Origin of the sequence: Microtetraspora sp. AC03309, from assembly GCF_020826795.1 — a bacterium.
GTDB classification, from domain to species: Bacteria; Actinomycetota; Actinomycetes; order Streptosporangiales; family Streptosporangiaceae; genus Microtetraspora; species Microtetraspora glauca.
In genome coordinates this window covers 15,666-34,365 of record NZ_JADDIL010000017.1, presented here as the reverse complement: position 1 = coordinate 34,365, position 18,700 = coordinate 15,666, and the positions used below count along the sequence as shown (strand labels likewise).

Here is an 18,700-nt window from a genome sequence, read left to right as displayed (position 1 = left end):
GTCAGTGTCCCCGGGACGTCAGGAAGTGGGCGATGTCGAGGAACTCGGCGCGGACCGCCGAGGGCATGTCGGCGTCGGCGAGGTGGCGTTCCGCCGCGTCGAGCCGGTGCTTGGCCTCGGTCTCGGCCCAGGACCGGCCGCCCGCCTCCTCGACCAGCGCGGCGGCGGCGCGCAGGTCGGACTCCGACAGGGGTTCCGTGCCGGCCATCAGGGCGGCGAGCCGTTCGCCCGCCCGGGTGCCGCTGGTGAGCGCGGCGACGATCGGCAGGGACTTCTTGCGGGCCCGCAGGTCCGACAACACCGGCTTGCCGGTCGCGGCCGGGCTGCCCCAGATGCCCAGCAGGTCGTCGGCGAGCTGGAACGCGAGTCCCGCCTCGGCTCCGAAGGCGGCCAGCGCCGCGATGAGCGCGTCGGGGCCGTCCACCGCCATGGCTCCGATCGAGCAGGCGCAGGCCAGCAGCGCGCCGGTCTTCTGGGTGGACATCTGCCGGCACTCGTCCAGGCTCACGTCGGAGCGCCGCTCGAACTCCAGGTCCAGCGCCTGCCCGGCGATCAGCCGCCGGGTCGCCGCGGCCAGGCAGCGGGCCGCGGGGACCCGTCCGGGGCAGCCGTCATCGAGCAGCAGCTCCCCCGCGAGCGACAGCAGGGCGTCCCCGGCGAGGATGGCCGCCGACTGGCCGAAGACGGCCCACGCCGCGGGCCGGTGCCGCCGCATCCGGTCCCCGTCCATGATGTCGTCGTGGAGCAGCGAGAACGCGTGCACGAGCTCGACCGCCGCGGCCGCCGTCAGCGACTGCTCCGCGCCCGCCGCCCTGGCCGACAGGACGGCGAGCGCCGGCCGCAGGGCCTTGCCTCCCGGCGTGACGGGTCTCCCCTCCGGGTCGGCCCAGCCGAGGTGGTAGGCGGCGACGCGCTCCGTGATCGGGTCGAGCCGGGCCACGGCGTCGCGCAGCACCGGCTCCACCAGCCCGCGGGCGGCCACGACGGTCGGCGGGATGACCGCCCTCACCGGGCCGCCTCCGCGTCGGGACTCCACGTGGTGGGATCCCCCGTGTCCAGATGACGCCTGGCCAATCTGGCCGCGTTGAGTCCGCTGCGCACGGCCGCCTCCATGGTGTCGGGCCAGCCCGTGTCGGTCCACGCGCCGGCGAGAAACAGTCCGGGCCACCGGGTGGCGGCCTCGGGGCGGAGCGCGCCGCTGCCAGGACCCTGGCGGAAGGTGGCGCGACGTTCCCTGGTGACGAAGAAGTCCGTGACCCGGGCACGTCGCGCGCCGGGGAAGAGCCGTTCCAGCGCCGGGACGAACACGGCCCGTGCCCGCGCGGTGGGCGTGTCGATCCAGCGGTCGGCGGCCGAGACGGAGACCGCGAGGTACTGGCCGTCGCGCAGCCCGGCGACCCGCGTCTTGTCGAACACCCACTGCACCGGCGACCCCACGACCGCGGCGAACGGCAGGTCGGTGACCTTCCGGTCGTAGACGACGTGCACGTTCACGATCGGGCTGGCGGACAGGCCGTTCCAGCGGTCCCGGTCCGGCGCCGCGTCCATCGGGACGAGCCCCGCGGCCTGCTCGTGCGGCGTGGCGACGATGACCGCCGACGCCTTCACCCGCGTGCCGTCCACGACGATCACCGGTCCCGGCTCGATCGCCGTGACCTTGGCGGACAGTCGTACGGCACCGCCGTGGCGGACGATGGCGGCCTGCGCGGCCGTGCCGTGCAGCTCGCCGAGCGGCACGGTGGGCACGCCGATGTCGGCGGCGTCCGCCCGGCCGAACAGGGCGGTCTGGAACACCATCGCGGCCGGGCCGAGCGCCGCGTCCCCGGCGCACACGTTCAGCGCCGCGACCGCGAACAGCTCCCACAGGACGCGCCGCGCGGCGTCGCCTTGACCGTGCGCGGCCAGCCAGGTCGCGAGGTCCACCCGGTCGAGCGCGGGGTCGGACGGGTCGAGCCGGCGCAGGGCGAGCGAGCCCCGCATCGCGCGCAACCGGTCGGCCGGCGCGAGCAGCGGGTACCGCGCCAGCGCCGGCATGAGATGGAACGGCCCGGGGAGCGCGGACCGCCGCAGCCGCGCCGACCGCCCGTCCGGGGTGAGCACCCGCACGTCGAACCGGTCCTGCACGTCCACCTGGGACGCGCCGCCGAGCCGGTCGAGCAGCCCGCGGTAGGCCGTGCAGCAGCGCAGGAACACGTGTTGCCCGTTGTCGACCACGAGGCCGTTGCGTACGAACGAGTGGGTGGCGCCGCCCAGCCTCGGGCGCGCCTCGTACAGCGTCGCCGGGTGGCCCGCCTCTCCGAGCGCCACGGCGGCGGCGATGCCCGCGAGTCCGCCTCCGATGATCGCTACCGGAGCCCCCGTCATCGGCCCGCCCCCGCGAGCGCGCGCGCCGCCACCATGGCCTTCGCCCAGGGCGGCAGCGATAAGCGGACGGACAACGCCACGGCCGGATCCGCCGCGATGCGGTCGAGCAGGCACCGGTAGATGCCGGCCATCGCCGCAGTGCACGCCGCGCTGCGGGTGTCGAGCGCGGGCAGCAGGCGCATGCCGTCCGCGAACCACTCGCGGGCGCGTACGGCCTCGTATCGGATGAGCGTGGCGAGCCGGTGCGGTGGGTCGGTGAACCTGCCGGCGCCATCGAGGGAGAGAGTGCAGCCGAACCGTTCGAGGTCCTCGATCGGCAGGTAGATCCGCCCGGCCAGCCGGTCCTCCCGTACGTCCCTGAGGATGTTCGTGATCTGCAGCGCCACCCCGAGGGCGTCGGCCAGCGGCGTGGCCCCCTCGGGGTCGTCGGTGCCGAAGACGCCGAGCGAGAGCCGCCCGATCGACCCGGCGACGCACCGGCAGTACGACAGCAGCTCGTCGAACCTGGCGTAGGTCGTGCCGCGTACGTCGGCGGCGCAGCCGTCGATCAGCTCGCCGAACGCGGCGATCGGCAGCGGGTAGCGCCGGGCGGCGTCGTGCAGCGCGATCAGGACGAGATCGTCGCTGTTCCCGTCCCGGATCCCCGGCGGGCCGTCCAGCGCCTCCCTGGCCACGGTCAGGCGGGCCAGCCGCTGCCCGGCCGTCCCCTCGCCGTCGGCGATGTCGTCGATCCGGCGGGCGAACGCGTACACCGCGCTCAGCGCGCGGCGTTTGGGCGTCGGCAGCAGCCGGAGGCCGTAGGAGAAGTTCCGTGCCTGTTTCCGCATGATCTGCTCGCAGTGCTGGTACGCCTCAGGGACGCCCACGGCCCAACCCCCTTCTGGCCAGGATGCGCAGCCACGCCCGGACCAGGCGCGTGCCGCGCGGCCGTACGGTCCGCCCGAGAACGTCGTGTTCGGCCTGTCTCAGCGCGGCGACCGTGGCGTGGCCCCCGGCGATGTAGCCCGCGATCGCGAGGCGGGCCAGGCCGTTCACCGAGGCGACGAGGGGGTCCCCCTCGTGGAGCAGTCGTTCGGCCCGCTCGGTCTGGAGCGCGACCACATCGCGCAACCGCCCCGGAGTGCTCGCCTCCGCGAGGTCGGCGTCGACGCAGCCGAACCGCTGGAGGTCCTCGTTGGGCAGGTAGATCCGGCCGCGCGCGTAGTCCTCGCCGACGTCCTGGCAGTGTTCGATGATCTGCAGCGCGGTGCAGATCCGGTCGGAGAGGTCGAGACGGTCGGGGGCGGCCACGCCGAACACGTGCAGCACGATGTGCCCGACCGGGTTGGCGGACAGCTCGCAGTAGTCGAGCAGTTCGTCGAACGTCTTGTACCTGGTGACGGTCTGGTCGCGCCGGTTCGCCTCGACCAGTCGGTGGAAGGGCGCGGGCGGGAGGGAGCAGGCCGTGACCGTCGCTTCGAGATCGCGTACGGCGGGCAGGTACGGGGTCCGCCCGGCGTAGAGGCGGCGCAGGTCGGTCTCCACGGCGTCGAGCAGCCGCAGCGGGTCGCCGTGCCCGGGTTCGTCGCCGATGTCGTCGACGAACCGCGCGAAGCCGTACACCGCGAGGAGGTGATGGCGATGCCCCCGTGGCAGCAGCCGGGAGGCGACCGGGAAGTTCTCCCGGCGCGCTTTGAGTGCGACGTCTCGTGCGTCGTCTCCCCCCGATGACATAAATTGAGGCTGTCCGTCGTGGGCGGCCATAAACGCGGACGCACAGCTCATTGGGGTTTGCCGGGCATGAGCTGGGCGAATATTTGTTATCCGGACGTGCCGCCGCATTTCTGTGAATTAACCGGCGGCTATTTGCCGAAATCGTCGTTTAAACAGGAAATCGCGATTCGGAGGTGTGTCTCCCGTGTGCTCAGCAGACGCCGTGGTCCCGCAGGGGCCCGACCCGCAGGCCCGCGGAACGGCAGGCGCCCACCAGCCGCGGCAGCGCGCCGAGGGCCGCGTGCCAGGAGCCGGGGGCCGAGGTGTGGTCGGTGTCGTGCAGCAGGAGGGTCGCCCCGCCGCGCAGGCCGGGCGTCATGGCCGCCACCACGGAGTCCGGGCTCGCCGAGCGGGTCCAGTCCCGGCCCCACACGGTCCACAGCACCGGTCGCAGTCCATGGAGCCGGGCGGCGATCAGCGTCTCGGCGCTGAGCACGCCGTAGGGCGGCCGGTACCACCCGGGAGCCGTCCCGGTCACGGCGGCGACCAGGTCGGCGGCCCGGCCCAGCTCGGCCGCCATCCGTCCCGGCCGGGCGACCAGCGCGTTGTCGTGGTGCCAGCCGTGCACCCCGATCTCGTGGCCGCCCGCGGCGATGCGGCGGCCGAGTTCGGGATGGCGGTCGAGCATCTCGCCGAGCACGAAGAACGTCGCCCGGCAGCCGAGTCGCTCCAGCTCGGCGAGGAAGCGCGGCGTGGTCCGCGGGTCGGGCCCGTCGTCGAAGGTCAGGGCGACATGGGTGTCCGCGCCCACTCCCGCGAGGCCGGGCAGCAGGCGGCGTACGGCCGGCAGCCACGTCGCGGCGGGACCGGCGTGCAGCAGGGCCAGCCCGGCCAGACCGGCCAGGCCGCCGAGCGCCGGTCCGATGCGGCGCGTCCCGCCGTTTCCCCAGGTCACCCCGTCAAGTGTGCGGGAGAGGTGCGGCGATGCCAACGCGGCGCACGGTCCTGATCCTCAGCGCGAGCATGGGCGCGGGGCACGACGCCGCCGCGACCGAGCTGGCCAGGCGGCTCGCCGCCCGGGGCGTCGACGCCGAGGTGACCGACGTCCTGGAGCTGCTCCCGCTGCGGCTGGGCGCTGCGCTGCGCGGCTGGTACGGCTGGATGATGCGCTCCGCCCCCTGGTCGTACGCGCTGATCTACCGGATCTTCTTCGTGTCGCGCGGCTCGCCGTCGGCGTCCCCCCTGACGGTCCTGGTCGCGGCGCGGCTGCGGCGGCTGCTGCTCCGCCGGGCGCCGGACGAGGTCGTGTCGGCCTTCCATCTGGCCGCGCAGGCCGCCGGGCACCTCCGCGCGCGTGGCCTGCTGCCGGTGCCGAGCACGGTGCTGCTCACGGACTTCGCGGCGCACCGGCTCTGGCTGCATCCGGGGAACGACCGCTACCTGTGCCCCGATCCGGAGACCGCGCGTGCGGTGCGGGCGGCGACCGGACGGCCCGCCTCGTGGCACGCGCCGCTCGTCCGCCCGGAGTTCCTGGCACGCGGGGTGGCCACCGCCGGGCCGCGGGCGGACGAGCGGCCGGTGCTGGTCTCGGCGGGTTCCTGGGGCGTGGGCGGCGTCGAGAGGACGGCTCGCGTGCTGGCCGGGTCCGGGCGGTACCTGCCCGTCGTCCTGTGCGGGCGCAACGGCGAGCTGCGCCGCCGCCTGCGCCGCCGCCTGGGGCGCCCCGTGACGGTGCTCGGCTGGTGCGACGACCTGCCCGCCCTGATGGCCACCGCGTACGCCGTGATCGACAACGCGGCCGGGCTGACGTGCAGGGAGGCGATGGCGGCTCGGGTTCCGGTGATCTCCTATCTGCCGATCCCGGGGCACGGGAGGGACGGCGCGCTGGCGATGGCCCGCGCGGGGCTGAGCGTCTACGCCCGCGACGCGGCCGAACTGCTGGCCGCGCTCGACCGGATCGCGGCCGAGAGCGAGCGTGCGCGGCACACGGCCCCCGGAGCCGGGTTGTTCGCCGCCGCGCCGGCCGAGTCCTTCTTCATTCCTTCGGCTCCATCAGGTCGTCCTGGCGGATCTGCGGCGACTGGGCCAGCCTGACGCTGCCGAAGAAGATCAGCGCCACGCCGAGCAGTTCGAGCAGGACCCAGGCGCCCAGGCGGATGCTCTCGCCGAAGAGCGCGACGCCGAGCCCGATGCTCGCCACGGGGTCGGTGACGTTGAGGGTCGGCTGGACGACGACGAGGTTGCCGCTCTGCAGGGCGTTCTGCAGCACGTACACGCTGAAGATGCCCGCGGCCACCATGGCGTAGACCGGCCAGGCGGTCAGCACCTGGGCCTGCTCCGTGTCGAAGAGGCGGGTGCTCTCCTTCATCAGCGCGGCGGTGAAGGCGAACCCCAGGCCGGAGGCGGTTCCGAGCAGTGCCGCGCGGTGTGAGCCGCGGGTGACCCGCGCCATCCCGATCAGGTACGCGGCGATGCCTCCGCAGATCACGGTGATGATCGCCCAGTCCCCGGGAGTCGGCGCCTTGTGCCCGCCCCCGGGGCGGGCGGAGGCGAGCAGGACCGCCAGTCCGACGGTCACGGAGCTGATGGCCAGCCACACGTTCCGGTTCAGCTTGACCCGGTACATCAGCCAGATGATGACCATGGTGAACGGCAGTTCGGTGATCAGCAGCGGCTGCACGAGGGCGAGTGTCCCGAAGTTCAGCGCGCTCGCCTGGAGGAGGAAACCACCGATCAGGGCGCCGATCCCGCCCAGCCAGACCGGTTTGCGCATCATGTCCCACATCAGCGACAGCTTGAAAGCGTCGCTCTCCGGGGCGGTCCGCGCCGCGCGACGCTGCATCACCGAGGAGAGGGCGTTGCAGGCCGCCGCGAGGATGGCCAGGAGCACCGCGATCACCGGCGCCCGGCCTTCCGGACGCGATGCCGTCCGTCAGTGGTGGTCATAGGGCCGAGCATCGGCGAACCGGCATCCGGCGCGAGCGCCCCACGCCGGTGACGGCAGGGCCGCGACCCGCACTTGCCTACCGCTTGGCGGATCTTCCCTGGCGGGTCAAGATAAGGCTAGGTTAACCTAATCAAAATTAGGCTTGCCTAAGCTAAGGGGAGTGCTCCATGACCGCCGCCTACCGGCCCTTCCGCCTGCACGTCGCGCGCACCGAGCGCCTCAGTCCGACCTTCATGCGGGTCACGTTCGCCGGTGACGATCTGTCCGGGTTCGGCCATGACGGCTATGACCAGCGGGTCAAGGTCGTGGTGCCGCTGCCGGAGGTCGGGTTGGACACCTTCCCCGCGGAGCCGGACTGGTTCCCGATCTGGCGTGAGCTCCCCGAGGGCAGGAAGAACCCGGTCCGCACCTACACCGTGCGCGCCGTGCGCAGGGAGAACCGCGAACTGGACATCGACTTCGCGCTGCACGGCCCCTCGGGCGTCGCCTCGCGGTGGGCCGCCGATGCGTGCCCCGGCAGCCCCGCGCTGATCGTCGGCCCGGACGCGCTGTACTCCGGCCCGCCGGTCGGGCTGGAGTGGGCTCCCCCGGCCGACGCGGCCCGGTTGCTGCTGGCCGGAGACGAGACCGCGGTGCCGGCGATCTCCGCCATCGCCGAGTCCCTGGCGGACGGCGTCCCCGCCCAGGTGCTCCTGGAGGTGCCGGAGCCCGAGGACGTCCTCGACCTGCGGGTCCCGTCGAGCGTGGAGGTCACCTGGTTGCCCCGCGGCACGGCACGGCACGGCGAGTTCCTGATCCCCGCCGTGCGCGACGCCGTACGCGATCTCGGCACCGTGCCGGGCGAGCACGCGGAGGAGGAAACGGACGACGCCGAGCTGCTCTGGGACGTGCCCGCGGAGGCGGGCGGCGGCTTCTACGCGTGGCTGGCCGGCGAGATGGGCGTGGTCCGGGAGCTGCGCCGCCATCTCGTACGCGAGCTGGGTGTGGACCGCTCCTGCGTCGCGTTCATGGGGTACTGGCGGCAGGGCGCACCCGAGCCGAACTGACCTTCTGATCGACTTGCTATCTTCCTGTTAGTCCGGGTGATCTGCGCGATTTTGGGCGGGTTTGGCCCGAGGTGACGGCGGGTTGACGGCGGGTTGACGGCGGGAGCGTGACTGACCGGTGCGGGTGAGACTGCGGACCCGCCTGCGGTACTGGTTCGACGGCACGATGGACCGGGGGACCCCCGCGCTGATCGGCTGGCTGGGACTGGCGTCCGTCGCGCTCATCGCGGTGGTCACGATCCTGGTCGTGCTCCTCACCAACGAGGACGCCGAGCTCAACGACGGCTGGATCGGCGTGGCATGGATGAGCCTGCTGCGGACCCTCGACCCGGGCACCATGGGCGGCGACACCGGCAATCCGGTGTTCCTCGGCCTGATGCTCACGGTCACGGTCGGCGGCATCTTCATCGTCAGCGCCCTCATCGGTGTGCTCACGACCGGCCTGGAGACACGGATCGAACAGCTCCGCAAGGGCCGCTCACAACTCGTCGAACGCGGGCACACCATCATCCTGGGCTGGTCGGAACAGGTCTTCACGGTGATCGGCGAGCTGGTGAAGGCCAACCAGAGCGCCCGGCGCTCGTGCGTGGTGATCCTCGCCGACCGCGACAAGGTCGGCATGGAGGACCAGATCCGCATGCGGGTGCCCGACACCGGCCACACGCGGGTGATCTGCCGGTCGGGCAACCCGCTCAAGCGGGCGGACCTCGAACTCGTCAGCCCGCAGACAGCGAAATCGATCATGGTGTTGCCACCCCAGGGTGAGGACGCCGACATCGACGTCATCAAGGTCCTGCTGCTGCTGAACAACCGGCCGTGGACCGGCGCCCGCCCGCACATCGTGGCCGCGGTCCAGGACTCGGAGAACCTCGCGGCGGCCCGGCTCGCCGCCGGAGAGTCGGCGCTCGTGATCGACGCCGACGACATCACCGTCCGCATGGTGGTGCAGTCCCATCGGCAGGCGGGCCTGTCCACGGTCTGCACCGACCTGCTCGACTTCGCGGGCAACGAGATCTACTTCCGGCCCGAGCCCGCCCTCGCCGGCACGACGTACGGCGAGGCGCTGGGCGCGTACGAGCTCGGCGTGCCGATCGGAGTGCACAAGGCCGACGGACCGGTGCTGGTCAACCCGCCGCAGGACACGTCGATCGCCGCGGGCGACAGCATGATCGTGGTCGCCGAGGACGACCTGCTCATCCGGCTGGCCGACGACCGACCTCCCATCATCGAGGAGGTCATCACCACGGCTCCCGAACGGAAGCCCGTGCCCGACCGGACGCTGCTGATCGGCTGGAACGCCCGCGCCGCGAAGATCATCGCCCTGCTGGACCGGCTCGCCCCGCCCGGTTCCGCCGTGGACGTCGCCGCGCCACGCAGGCCCGTGTACGCCGTGGAGATGCCCCGGCAGAACCTGGTGGTCGGCTTCAAGCCCTGCGAGCCGACCAGCAGGCGGTCGCTGGAGTCCCTCGATCTCGGGTCGTACCAGCACATCGTGGTGCTCTCCAACGACGGCGTCGACCCGGACCGCGCCGACAATCGCACGCTGGTGACGCTGCTCCACCTGCGCGACATCGAGGTACGGCTGGGCGACCCGTACTCGATCGTCACGGAGATGAACGACGACAACAACCGCGAGGTCGCCCAGGTCACCAAGGCCGACGACTTCATCGTCAGCAGCAAGCTGATCTGCCTGATGCTGACCCAGCTCGCCGAGAACCGGAACCTGTACGCGGTCTTCGCCGACCTTTTCGACCCGGCGGGGTCGGAGATCTATCTCAAGCCCGCGTCGGACTACGTGCTGCCGGGCGTGGAGGCGAACTTCGCGACCGTCATCGAGTCGGCGCGGCGCAGGGGAGAGGTCGCCATCGGCTACCGGCGGGCCGGCCACAGCGACGAGCCCCCCGCGTACGGTGTGACGCTCAATCCGCCGAAGGGCGCGCCGCTGGTCCTGGACGACGGCGACCACGTCATCGTGGTCGCCGAGGACTGAGTCGTACCAGGTGGGCTACTGCTCGCAGCCGTTGATCGTCCAGGTGATCGACGTGGTCAGGATGTCCGCCTTGTAGGCGGTGTTCCGGACGAAGTCGGTGGAGTCGGCCACCTGCACGCTGTAGGTGCAGGTGTCCTTGCCCTTGACCCGGAGGTCCTTGCGGCCGCACCACGGTGCCTCGGCCTGCCCGGGTCGCGTCTTGGGCTTCCTGTCGAGGACGTCGACCGAGGTCCTGCCGGCCCATTCGGCGATCTCGTGGCCGTTGACGAACCAGCGGGTGGACACGGTCGGGATCGCCACCGGGGTCACCGACAGCGAGGTGCCCGCCCGCACCGGAGCGGTGCTCGGGGTGGAGGCGTCGACCAGACCCGTCGTCTCGTAGAACTTGCGGGTCATCTCCTCCCGGCCGACCAGGTTGAACGGCTTGAGCAACGAGCGCATCAGTGAGTTGTCGCTGGGCCGGTAGATGCCGAGGTTGTAGTAGGCCGCGCCCTCATAGGTGTCGATGGTGCCGCCGTCGGGGGATTCGGCGCCCAGCCAGTACCACCACTTGGCCTGCTGCGCGGTCTGCTGGGCGGCGTTGAGGATCGACGTGTTGCGTTCCACGGGCTCGTCACCGGTGTAGGTGCTGCCGTCGTCGGGATAGGCCCAGTAGGGGTACTCGTCGGCCAGGTCGCCGAGGGAGTGGCCGAGCTCGTGCGGCAGGATCTCCGGACCGGCGTAGTGGCCGCCGGAGAAGGTGACCAGTTCCTCGTCGGTGTAGCCCGCGCCGCCGTAGGTCGAGCTGTTGACCACCACGGCGATCTGGTCGAAGGCGGGGGCCAGGCCGGCGTACGCGTAGGCGGCGTCCACGTCCACGCAGACCAGGCGGGCCAGGCCCTCGCAGTAGTACTCGCTGTTCAGCGCGGTGTCCTTCTGGACGCCGGGCTCCGGGTCGTTGTCGGAGCCGGACTCGTTCGAGATGACGTTGACCTGCCAGACGTTGAACAGCTTGCGGTAGCTCTTGAACGGCTCGCGCTGGGCCAGGATGTTCCAACTGTTGGCCACCTGCGCGGTGTAGGTCGCCATCTCGCTCTCGGTGAAGCCGTCACCGAGATAGACGAGGTCGATGCGCTTGTCGCTGGGACCGTTGATCTCGATCGGCGTCACCGTGGCGGAGGGCGGGGCCAGGCTCCTCGCCTTGGCGCCGTCCGCCATCGGAACGTCGACGTAGCCCTTGGGGGCGTTCTGGTCGAAGACCTCGACCTTCCGGGTCTGGCCCGGGTCGGCGTGAGCCGCCCCGGCCGGAAGGATCGCCGCGACCAGGAGAGCGCCGGCGAGCAAAGACAATCTGCGCACGGGGGGTCCTCCTCGATTGGGGAAACGCGCAGATTGTGAGTCGAGCCCGATCACGAGCCGGTCACGCGCCGGTGTCGGAGCCGGCGAGGCCGCCGGTGAGTGCCGGAACGCCGCAGGTCGGATGGGGACATAACTGGCGAGTTATCCGGCATTGAGATGTCACCGGAACCGTTTTTCACCCCATAACTCCAGAGTTATGAGCAAGCGGGAATTATCCGGAACCTGACTCTGTGTGACGATCGCTGCGCTCCCTATCCAGCGAAAGGCGATCGATGCGCGCACCCCACCCTGCGAACGCCGGCGAGCGTGCGGGACGTTCGCCCTGGCGTGTCGCCTGGACCCGGTTCCGCCGCGACCGGACCGGCGTGGTCTCCGGCGTCGTCGTCCTGGTGTTCGTCGTCGTCGGCCTCGGCGCGCCCGTGATCGCCTGGTTGTACGGGAAGAACCCGTACGAGACGTACGGCCAGAACACCCCCGGCCTCCTCAACGAGTACGGCTTTCCGATCAAGCCCAACGGCGGGATCGACGGCGAGTTCTGGCTGGGCCTGGAGCCCAGCCTGGGCCGCGACGTCTTCACTCAGCTGCTGTACGGCATCCGCACCTCGCTGCTCATCGCCATGGCCGTGGTCGTCATCGTCACGGTCGTCGGGGTCGTGGTGGGCATCGTCGCCGGATATTTCGGGGGATTCACGGATTTCGCGATCGGCCGGATCATCGACGTGCTGCTCGCCTTCCCCGGCCTGCTGTTCTTCATCACGATCATGCCGGTGGTGACCGCACTGTTCGTGTCGGCGGACGAGGAGACGCCGGTGGCGCTGCGGGTCGCCGCGCTGATCGTCGTCCTGTGCTTCTTCGGGTGGACGAGGACCGCCCGGCTGCTGCGCGGCCAGGTGCTCTCGCTGCGCGAGCGGGAGTTCGTCGAGGCCGCCCGGGTCAGCGGTGCGAAGCCGTGGCGGATCATCCACCACGAGCTGCTGCCCAACCTGTGGACGCCGATCCTGGTCACAGTCACCCTCGACCTGCCCGCGTACGTCACGGTCGAGGCGGCGCTGTCCTTTCTCGGCGTGGGCATCGTGGAGCCCACACCCGACTGGGGTCGCATGATCCACCGGGGCGCCGAGGTGTACGTGGCCGACTTCACCTACATGGCCATCCCCGGCCTGGCGATGCTGATCTTCGTCCTGGCCTTCAACCTGCTCGGGGACTCCGCCAGGGACGCCCTGGACCCCAGAACGTCCCGCTGAACCACGAATCCCGAAGGGAACCCCCCGGATGAGAACCGATATGAGAACACCGACGAGGAAGCACGGCGTCGCCGCCCTGCTGGCCGCGACCGCCCTGGTCGGCACCGCGTGCAGCGCGGGCGGCGGCGGGACGCCCGCCACCGCCACGGGCTCCGGCGGCTCGGCCGCGCCGGCCAAGGTGGAGACGTCCAGCGTGACGATCGGCGACGCCGCCGCCTCCACCGGCCCGGCCGCCGCGGAGCCCGGATCGCGCACCGGCGGCACGGTCACCGTCTACGAGGCGGCCGACATGGCCCACCTCGACCCGGCCGAGGTGTACCCCAACAACGCCCAGGCCATCTCCATGCTGTTCACCCGGCAGCTCACGACGTACAAGAAGGTGGACGGGAAGTACGTCCTGGTCGGCGACCTCGCGACCGACACCGGTGCCACCGGCGACGGCGGCAAGACCTGGACGTTCACCCTCAAGGACGGCGTCAAATTCGACGACGGCACTCCGGTGACGTCCAAGGACGTCAAGTACGGCATCGAGCGTCTCTACGACCCGGGCAAGGTGCTCGGCCCCAAGTACGTGCCGCAGTGGTTGTCGGGCGCCGACTACACCAAGGCGTACAAGGGCCCGAACAAGGGCGGCTCGCTGCCGGACAGCGTGGTCGAGACGCCCGACGACAAGACGATCGTCTTCCACCTGCAGGGCGTTCACGCGGAGTTCCCGTTCGCGGTGGCCATGCCGTACACGTCGCCGGTGCAGAAGTCCAAGGACGGCAAGTCCTACGACAACGCGCCCGTCTCGACCGGCCCTTACAAGATCGAGAAGCATGACGACACCCAGCTGACGCTGGTGCGCAACGAGAACTGGGACCCGGCCACCGACCCGGTCCGGCACAACTACCCGGACCGATGGGAGGTCAAGTTCGGGCTGCAGAGCCAGCAGGCCACCCAGCAGTTCGTCTCGGACGTCGGCCAGGACAAGAACGCCGTCTCCCTCAGCTTCGGCGTGGACGGCCAGTTCGCCCAGCAGGTGCAGACCCAGGAAGACCTCAAGGCGCGACTGCTGACCGGCATCAACCCGTACGTCTACTACTACGCGATCAACACCTCCCGGGTGACCGACCTGAACGTCCGCAAGGCGATCCTCACCGCGTTCCCGAAGGAGCAGGTGCGCCAGATCATGGGCGGTCCGACGTACGGCGACCTCGCCACCACGATCCTCAGCCCGACCGTTCAGGGCTTCGAGAAGTACGACCTGTACAACGTGCCGCCGAGCGGGGACCCCGAGGCCGCGAAGAAGCTGCTCGCCGGGGCCACCCCGACGATCGTCTACGCGTACCAGCAGTCCGAGACCAGCGAGCGGGCCGCCGTCGCGATCCAGCAGGGGCTGGAGAAGGCCGGCTTCAAGGTCGTCAAGAAGCCGATCAGCAGCGCGACCTGGTACGACCAGACCACCAAGAAGGACAACGGCTTCGACCTGTACTTCAGCGGCTGGGCGTCGGACTGGCCCGGCGGCTCCGGCTTCCTGCCCGCGCTGTTCGACGGGCGCACCATCACTGACGGCACCTACAACTACGCGCGGTTCAACGACGACGCGGTCAACGCCGAGATCGACCGCATCTCCGCGATCGGCGACGTGACCGAGCAGAACAAGCAGTGGATGGCGCTGGACAAGAAGCTCATGGAGCAGGTCCCGGTCGTGCCCTTCGCGTATCTCCGCAGCACCCGGCTGTACGGCTCCAACGTGGGCGCCGCCGACCTCGACATCTACGGTGCGACCTCGCTGGTGAACCTCTTCCTCAAGAGCTGACCACGCCGAGTCCCGGCCGGGCGTCCCGCCCGCCCGGCCGGGCCCATCCCGAAAGCGGACCATGATCAATTTTCTCATCCGCAGGATCGCCGGGGCGGTCGTCATCCTCCTGGTGATCGTCGCGGTGACGTTCGGCCTCTTCTACGCGGTGCCGCGCGACCCCGCCCGCCTGTTCTGCGGCAAGATCTGCACTCCGGAGATGCTGGAGTTCGCCCGGCAGAGCCTTGGCCTGGACGAGCCGATCCTGACCCAGTTCCGTGACTACCTGGTCGGGCTGGTGGCCGGTCGCGACATCGGCGACGTGCACTGCGCGGCGCCCTGCCTGGGCTACTCGTTCACGAACAAGCGGCTGGTCCTGGCCGTCCTGGCCGACCGCTTCCCCGCCACACTCTCGCTCGCGCTCGGTGCGGCCGTCCTGTTCCTGGTCGCCGGGGTGGGCGGCGGCATGCTGGCCGCGCGCTTCCGCGGCACCTGGGTGGACAAGACCACCACGGGTGTCGCCCTGGTCGGCTCGTCGCTCCAGATCTACTTCGTCGGCATCGTGGCGATGTACATCCTGGTGGACCAGTGGCAGCTCCTGGCCAGGCCCAGCTATGTCAGTCCGCTGGACGACGCCGGCCAGTGGTTCTCCGGGATGCTGCTGCCCTGGGCCGTGCTGGCGTTCATCTTCACCTCGACGTACACGAGGTTCACCCGTTCGACGATGATCGAGACGCTCGGCGAGGACTTCGTCCGCACGGCACGAGCCAAGGGTATGCCCGGCCGTACCGTCTTCTTCAAGTACGCCGCGCGCGGGTCCGCCGCGCCGCTGGCCACCATCTTCGGGCTGGACATGGCTTCCCTCCTCGGCGGCGCCGTCATCACCGAGACCACCTTCAACATTCCCGGCATCGGCCAGCTCGCGGTCAACTCCGTGACCAGCGCCGACCTGCCCATCCTGATGGGCGTCACGCTCGTGGCCGCCACCGCGATGCTGGTGGCCAACATCGCGGTCGACGCCTGCTACGCCGCAATCGACCCACGCGTGAGGACCCGATGAGCCCCCTGCTGTCCGTACGCGACCTGCGCGTCCGGTTCTCGGTCGAGGACGGGGTCGTCAAGGCCGTGGACGGCCTGTCGTTCGATCTCGACCGGGGACGGACGCTGGCGATCGTCGGCGAGTCCGGCTCCGGCAAGTCGGTCGCCAATCTGGCCGTCCTCGGCCTGCACAACCGGCGGCGGACCGAGGTCGAGGGGGAGATCCTCTTCGACGGCACCGACCTGATCACGGCCTCGGAGCGGGACATGGCCCGGATCCGCGGCGACCGGATCGCGATGATCTTCCAGGACCCGCTGACCGCGCTCTCGCCCTACCACGCCGTCGGGGAGCAGATCGCGGAGAGCTACCGCAGGCACCGCGGCGCGAGCCGGGCCAAGGCGCGGGACCGCGCCGTCGAGGTACTCGGCCGGGTCGGCATCCCGCACCCGAAGCTGCGTGCCGCCGACTATCCCCACCAGTTCTCCGGCGGGATGCGGCAGCGGGTGATGATCGCGATGGCCCTGGTCTGCGACCCCGCCCTGCTCATCGCCGACGAGCCGACCACCGCGCTCGACGTGACCGTGCAGGCGCAGATCCTCGACCTGCTCGGGGAGATCCGGCGCGAGTACGGCACGGCTGTCATCCTCGTCACCCACGACCTGGGCCTCGTGGCCGACGCGGCCGACGACGTGCTGGTCATGTACGCGGGCAGGTGCGTGGAGCGCGGGCCCGTGCGCCAGGTGCTGAAGACCCCCGGCCACCCCTACAGCCAGGGCCTGCTGGCCTCGACGCCCCGCCTGGACGGCGATGTGACCGAGGAGCTGCACCCCATCGAAGGGCAGCCGCCCAGCCTTCTCGACCCGCCGCCCGGCTGCCCCTTCCACCCGCGCTGCGCCCACACGGCCCTGGTCGACGGCGATCGCTGCCGCACCGAACGCCCGGCGGGACCGGACGTGGCCTGCCATCTCCCGCCGGACGTACGGCTCGAACTCAAGGACCGCCGATGAGCCCCCTGCTTCAGGTGACCGGCCTGACCAAGCACTTCCCCGTACGGCACGGGCTGTTCGGCCGCCGCGTCGGTGCCGTACGTGCCGTGGACGGCGTCTCCTTCGACGTCGCCGAGGGCGAGAGCCTCGGCCTGGTGGGGGAGTCGGGCTGCGGCAAGTCCACCACCGGGCGGCTCGTCGCCCGGCTGATGGCGCCCACCTCGGGCGGCATCCGGTACGGCGGGCGGGACCTGGCCGCGATCGGTGCCCGGGAGATGGCGAAGATCAGGCCCGAGATCCAGATGATCTTCCAGGATCCGTACTCGTCGCTGAATCCGCGCCACACGGTCGGCACGATCATCGAGGGCCCCATGGAGGTCAACGGCATCGAGCCTCCGGGAGGGCGCGCGAGCCGGGTCCGCGAGCTGCTGGAGACGGTCGGCCTCAATCCCGAGCACTACAACCGTTTCCCACACGAGTTCTCCGGGGGCCAGCGGCAGCGCATCGGCATCGCCCGCGCCCTGGTCACCGAGCCCCGATTGATCGTCGCGGACGAGCCCGTCTCGGCGCTCGACGTCTCGATCCAGGCCCAGGTGATCAACCTGCTGCGGCGGGTCCAGGACGACCTCGGGGTGGCCTTCGTCTTCATCGCGCACGACCTGGCCGTGGTCCGCCACTTCTGCCACCGGGTCGCGGTGATGTACCTCGGCAGGATCGTGGAGGTGGCCGACAGGGAGTCGATCTACACCCGTCCGGCCCACCCGTACACGCACGCGCTGCTGTCCGCCGTGCCGAACCCCGACCCGGACGGTCGCAACGGGCGGGAGGTGATCCGGCTGACCGGCGACGTGCCCAGCCCGGTGGACCCGCCCTCGGGCTGCCGCTTCCGTACACGCTGCTGGAAGGCTCAGGAGGTGTGCGCGGAGCGGGAACCCGAGCTGATCGATGTCGGGGGCTCGGGCCACCGCGCCGCCTGCCACTTCCCCGAGGTCACCGCCGGACCATCGTGATCAGCCGGTCGAGCACGTCCCCGCCGGCGACGCCCAGCGCGTCGTGGGTGTGCTCGTTGGTGATCCAGTGCGCCAGCTCCCTGACCATGCCGGCCGTACGGAGGGAGTGGTCGCGATCCATGTACATGTCGTCGTGGTAGATCGCCGCCGCCACCGGGACGGTGTTGCCGTCCAGCCGGTCCAGGTCGTAGAGACGCGGCCAGGACCGGTGGGCGGCCAGCGCCTCGGCGCAGTCGCGCAGCGGGACCAGCGCCGGGTCCTCGGCGAAGAACCACGGGAAGATCATCTCGCCGAAGAAACGGACCGGGCCGCCGAGCTCCAGGTCGAACTCGGGGAACTCACCGAGCGCGTTGTGCGCGGCCCAGCCGGACGCCTCGCCCTGGCAGTAGGCCGCCTCGTGCAGCAGCGCGTACAGCGGCCGCTCGGCGTAGGAGACCATGGCGTCCACGCGGCGCAGGAAGGTGTCGGACAGCTCCTTCTCGTTCACGAACGCCTCCTCCAGCACGTCGTGCAGCGTGTCGAAGCTGGACGCCAGGCCGAACGCGAGGCCGAGGGTCTGGAAACGTCGCGCGGAGAGCCGCTCCCCGCCGGGCAGGAACTCCTCCCGCCACCGCAGGTGGTCGGCGACCCTGCGGGCGGCGGCCACGTCGCCGGGATAGCGGGCGAAGTAGCGCTCGTTTTGGGCCAGGACGCGCGGGTAGGTCGCCCGGTACACGTCGGCCGGGCTCGCCGTCAGCGACGGCAGGCCGCCCGCGATCATGACCTCGCGCAGTCCCTCGGGAGCGAGCGACAGGTAGGTCAGCGCGCAGAATCCGCCGTAGCTCTGGCCGAGCACGCTCCACGGGCGGTCGCCCGCCAGATGCGCGCGCAGCGCCTCGGCGTCCCTGACGATGGAGTCGGCCCGGAAGTGGCGCAGGTACACGGCCGGGTCGTCGATCGCCGCCAGGGTCTTCCGGTTCGCGGGTGTGCTGCGTCCAGTGCCGCGCTGGTCGAGCAGCAGCACCCGGTACTCGCGGGCGGCCCGCGAAAGCCACGCCTTCGGCGCGCGCGGTGCGCTGTAACCCGGGCCGCCCTCCAGGTACAGCAGCCACGGCAGGTCCTCGTTCTGCCGGCCCGCCGCGACGGCCTCGCGCGCGAACACCTCGATCGAGGCGCCGTCCGGCCGGGAGTGGTCGAGCGGGACGGTGATCGTGTGCTCGGTGAAGACGAGGCCGGAACGGTGGTAGCTCACTGACATGGGTTCCTCTTCGAGTCGGGATCACCG

Annotated in this window: 16 protein-coding genes; 8 read left to right on the top strand and 8 right to left on the bottom strand. The window is 71.1% G+C overall.

The window, feature by feature from the left end:
- Position 1: 1 nt before the first annotated feature.
- The 5 genes from IMZ11_RS12280 to IMZ11_RS12260 form a co-directional block, all read right to left on the bottom strand.
- Positions 2-1,009: a polyprenyl synthetase family protein gene (locus IMZ11_RS12280; RefSeq protein ID WP_228640840.1), complete on the bottom strand. Its 1,008-nt coding sequence runs from the start codon at positions 1,007-1,009 to the stop codon at positions 2-4.
- On the bottom strand, positions 1,006-2,364 hold the full coding sequence (gene hpnE, locus IMZ11_RS12275; protein WP_228640838.1) for a hydroxysqualene dehydroxylase HpnE: 1,359 nt from the start codon (positions 2,362-2,364) through the stop codon (positions 1,006-1,008). Before hpnE ends, IMZ11_RS12280 begins: the two co-directional genes overlap by 4 nt.
- The gene (gene hpnD / locus IMZ11_RS12270) at positions 2,361-3,230 is read right to left on the bottom strand and encodes a presqualene diphosphate synthase HpnD (protein ID WP_228640836.1); all 870 of its coding nucleotides are present in this window, start codon (positions 3,228-3,230) and stop codon (positions 2,361-2,363) included. Before hpnD ends, hpnE begins: the two co-directional genes overlap by 4 nt.
- Positions 3,217-4,077, bottom strand: a complete 861-nt coding sequence (gene hpnC, locus IMZ11_RS12265; protein WP_228640834.1) for a squalene synthase HpnC — start codon at positions 4,075-4,077, stop codon at positions 3,217-3,219. Before hpnC ends, hpnD begins: the two co-directional genes overlap by 14 nt.
- A 190-nt stretch (positions 4,078-4,267) precedes the next feature.
- Positions 4,268-5,011, bottom strand: coding sequence for a polysaccharide deacetylase family protein (locus IMZ11_RS12260; RefSeq protein ID WP_228640832.1), 744 nt, complete (start codon positions 5,009-5,011; stop codon positions 4,268-4,270).
- Positions 5,012-5,040: 29 nt separating this feature from the next.
- On the opposite strand from IMZ11_RS12260, the gene IMZ11_RS12255 reads away from it, so the two are divergent.
- Complete coding sequence (locus tag IMZ11_RS12255) at positions 5,041-6,150, top strand: glycosyltransferase (RefSeq protein ID WP_228640830.1); 1,110 nt, start codon at positions 5,041-5,043, stop codon at positions 6,148-6,150.
- Here IMZ11_RS12255 and IMZ11_RS12250 read toward each other — a convergent pair.
- Positions 6,092-6,955: a DMT family transporter gene (locus tag IMZ11_RS12250; RefSeq protein ID WP_228640828.1), complete on the bottom strand. Its 864-nt coding sequence runs from the start codon at positions 6,953-6,955 to the stop codon at positions 6,092-6,094. The genes IMZ11_RS12255 and IMZ11_RS12250 overlap by 59 nt on opposite strands.
- A 215-nt stretch (positions 6,956-7,170) precedes the next feature.
- Between IMZ11_RS12250 and IMZ11_RS12245 the strand changes: the two genes are divergently transcribed.
- Together IMZ11_RS12245 and IMZ11_RS12240 are read left to right on the top strand one after the other, a co-directional pair.
- Positions 7,171-8,049, top strand: coding sequence for a siderophore-interacting protein (locus tag IMZ11_RS12245; protein ID WP_228640826.1), 879 nt, complete (start codon positions 7,171-7,173; stop codon positions 8,047-8,049).
- Positions 8,050-8,167: 118 nt separating this feature from the next.
- Positions 8,168-10,039, top strand: coding sequence for a potassium transporter TrkA (locus IMZ11_RS12240; protein WP_308066783.1), 1,872 nt, complete (start codon positions 8,168-8,170; stop codon positions 10,037-10,039).
- Positions 10,040-10,054: 15 nt separating this feature from the next.
- Here the strand turns inward: IMZ11_RS12240 and IMZ11_RS12235 are convergent, their stop codons facing one another.
- On the bottom strand, positions 10,055-11,377 hold the full coding sequence (locus IMZ11_RS12235) for a M64 family metallopeptidase (protein WP_228640824.1): 1,323 nt from the start codon (positions 11,375-11,377) through the stop codon (positions 10,055-10,057).
- Positions 11,378-11,649: 272 nt separating this feature from the next.
- Here IMZ11_RS12235 and IMZ11_RS12230 point away from each other — a divergent pair, with 272 nt between their 5' ends.
- From IMZ11_RS12230 to IMZ11_RS12210, 5 genes are all read left to right on the top strand, one after another.
- A complete protein-coding gene (locus tag IMZ11_RS12230; RefSeq protein ID WP_228640822.1) occupies positions 11,650-12,621 on the top strand; it encodes an ABC transporter permease in 972 nt (323 codons plus the stop codon).
- A gap of 40 nt (positions 12,622-12,661) precedes the next feature.
- Positions 12,662-14,422 carry an ABC transporter substrate-binding protein gene (locus tag IMZ11_RS12225; protein ID WP_228640820.1) on the top strand — a complete coding sequence of 587 codons (1,761 nt, stop codon included), beginning with the start codon at positions 12,662-12,664 and terminating at the stop codon, positions 14,420-14,422.
- Between the two features lie 61 nt (positions 14,423-14,483).
- On the top strand, positions 14,484-15,461 hold the full coding sequence (locus IMZ11_RS12220) for an ABC transporter permease (RefSeq protein WP_228640818.1): 978 nt from the start codon (positions 14,484-14,486) through the stop codon (positions 15,459-15,461).
- The gene (locus tag IMZ11_RS12215; protein ID WP_228640816.1) at positions 15,458-16,447 is read left to right on the top strand and encodes an ABC transporter ATP-binding protein; all 990 of its coding nucleotides are present in this window, start codon (positions 15,458-15,460) and stop codon (positions 16,445-16,447) included. The genes IMZ11_RS12220 and IMZ11_RS12215 overlap by 4 nt, the downstream gene beginning before the upstream one ends.
- Positions 16,444-17,436 (top strand): ABC transporter ATP-binding protein, encoded by a 993-nt coding sequence (locus IMZ11_RS12210; protein ID WP_228640814.1) that lies wholly within the window; start codon positions 16,444-16,446, stop codon positions 17,434-17,436. Before IMZ11_RS12215 ends, IMZ11_RS12210 begins: the two co-directional genes overlap by 4 nt.
- On the opposite strand, the gene IMZ11_RS12205 is transcribed toward IMZ11_RS12210, so the two are convergent.
- On the bottom strand, positions 17,417-18,673 hold the full coding sequence (locus IMZ11_RS12205) for an alpha/beta fold hydrolase (protein WP_228640812.1): 1,257 nt from the start codon (positions 18,671-18,673) through the stop codon (positions 17,417-17,419). The genes IMZ11_RS12210 and IMZ11_RS12205 overlap by 20 nt on opposite strands.
- Between the last annotated feature and the right edge of the window lie 27 nt (positions 18,674-18,700).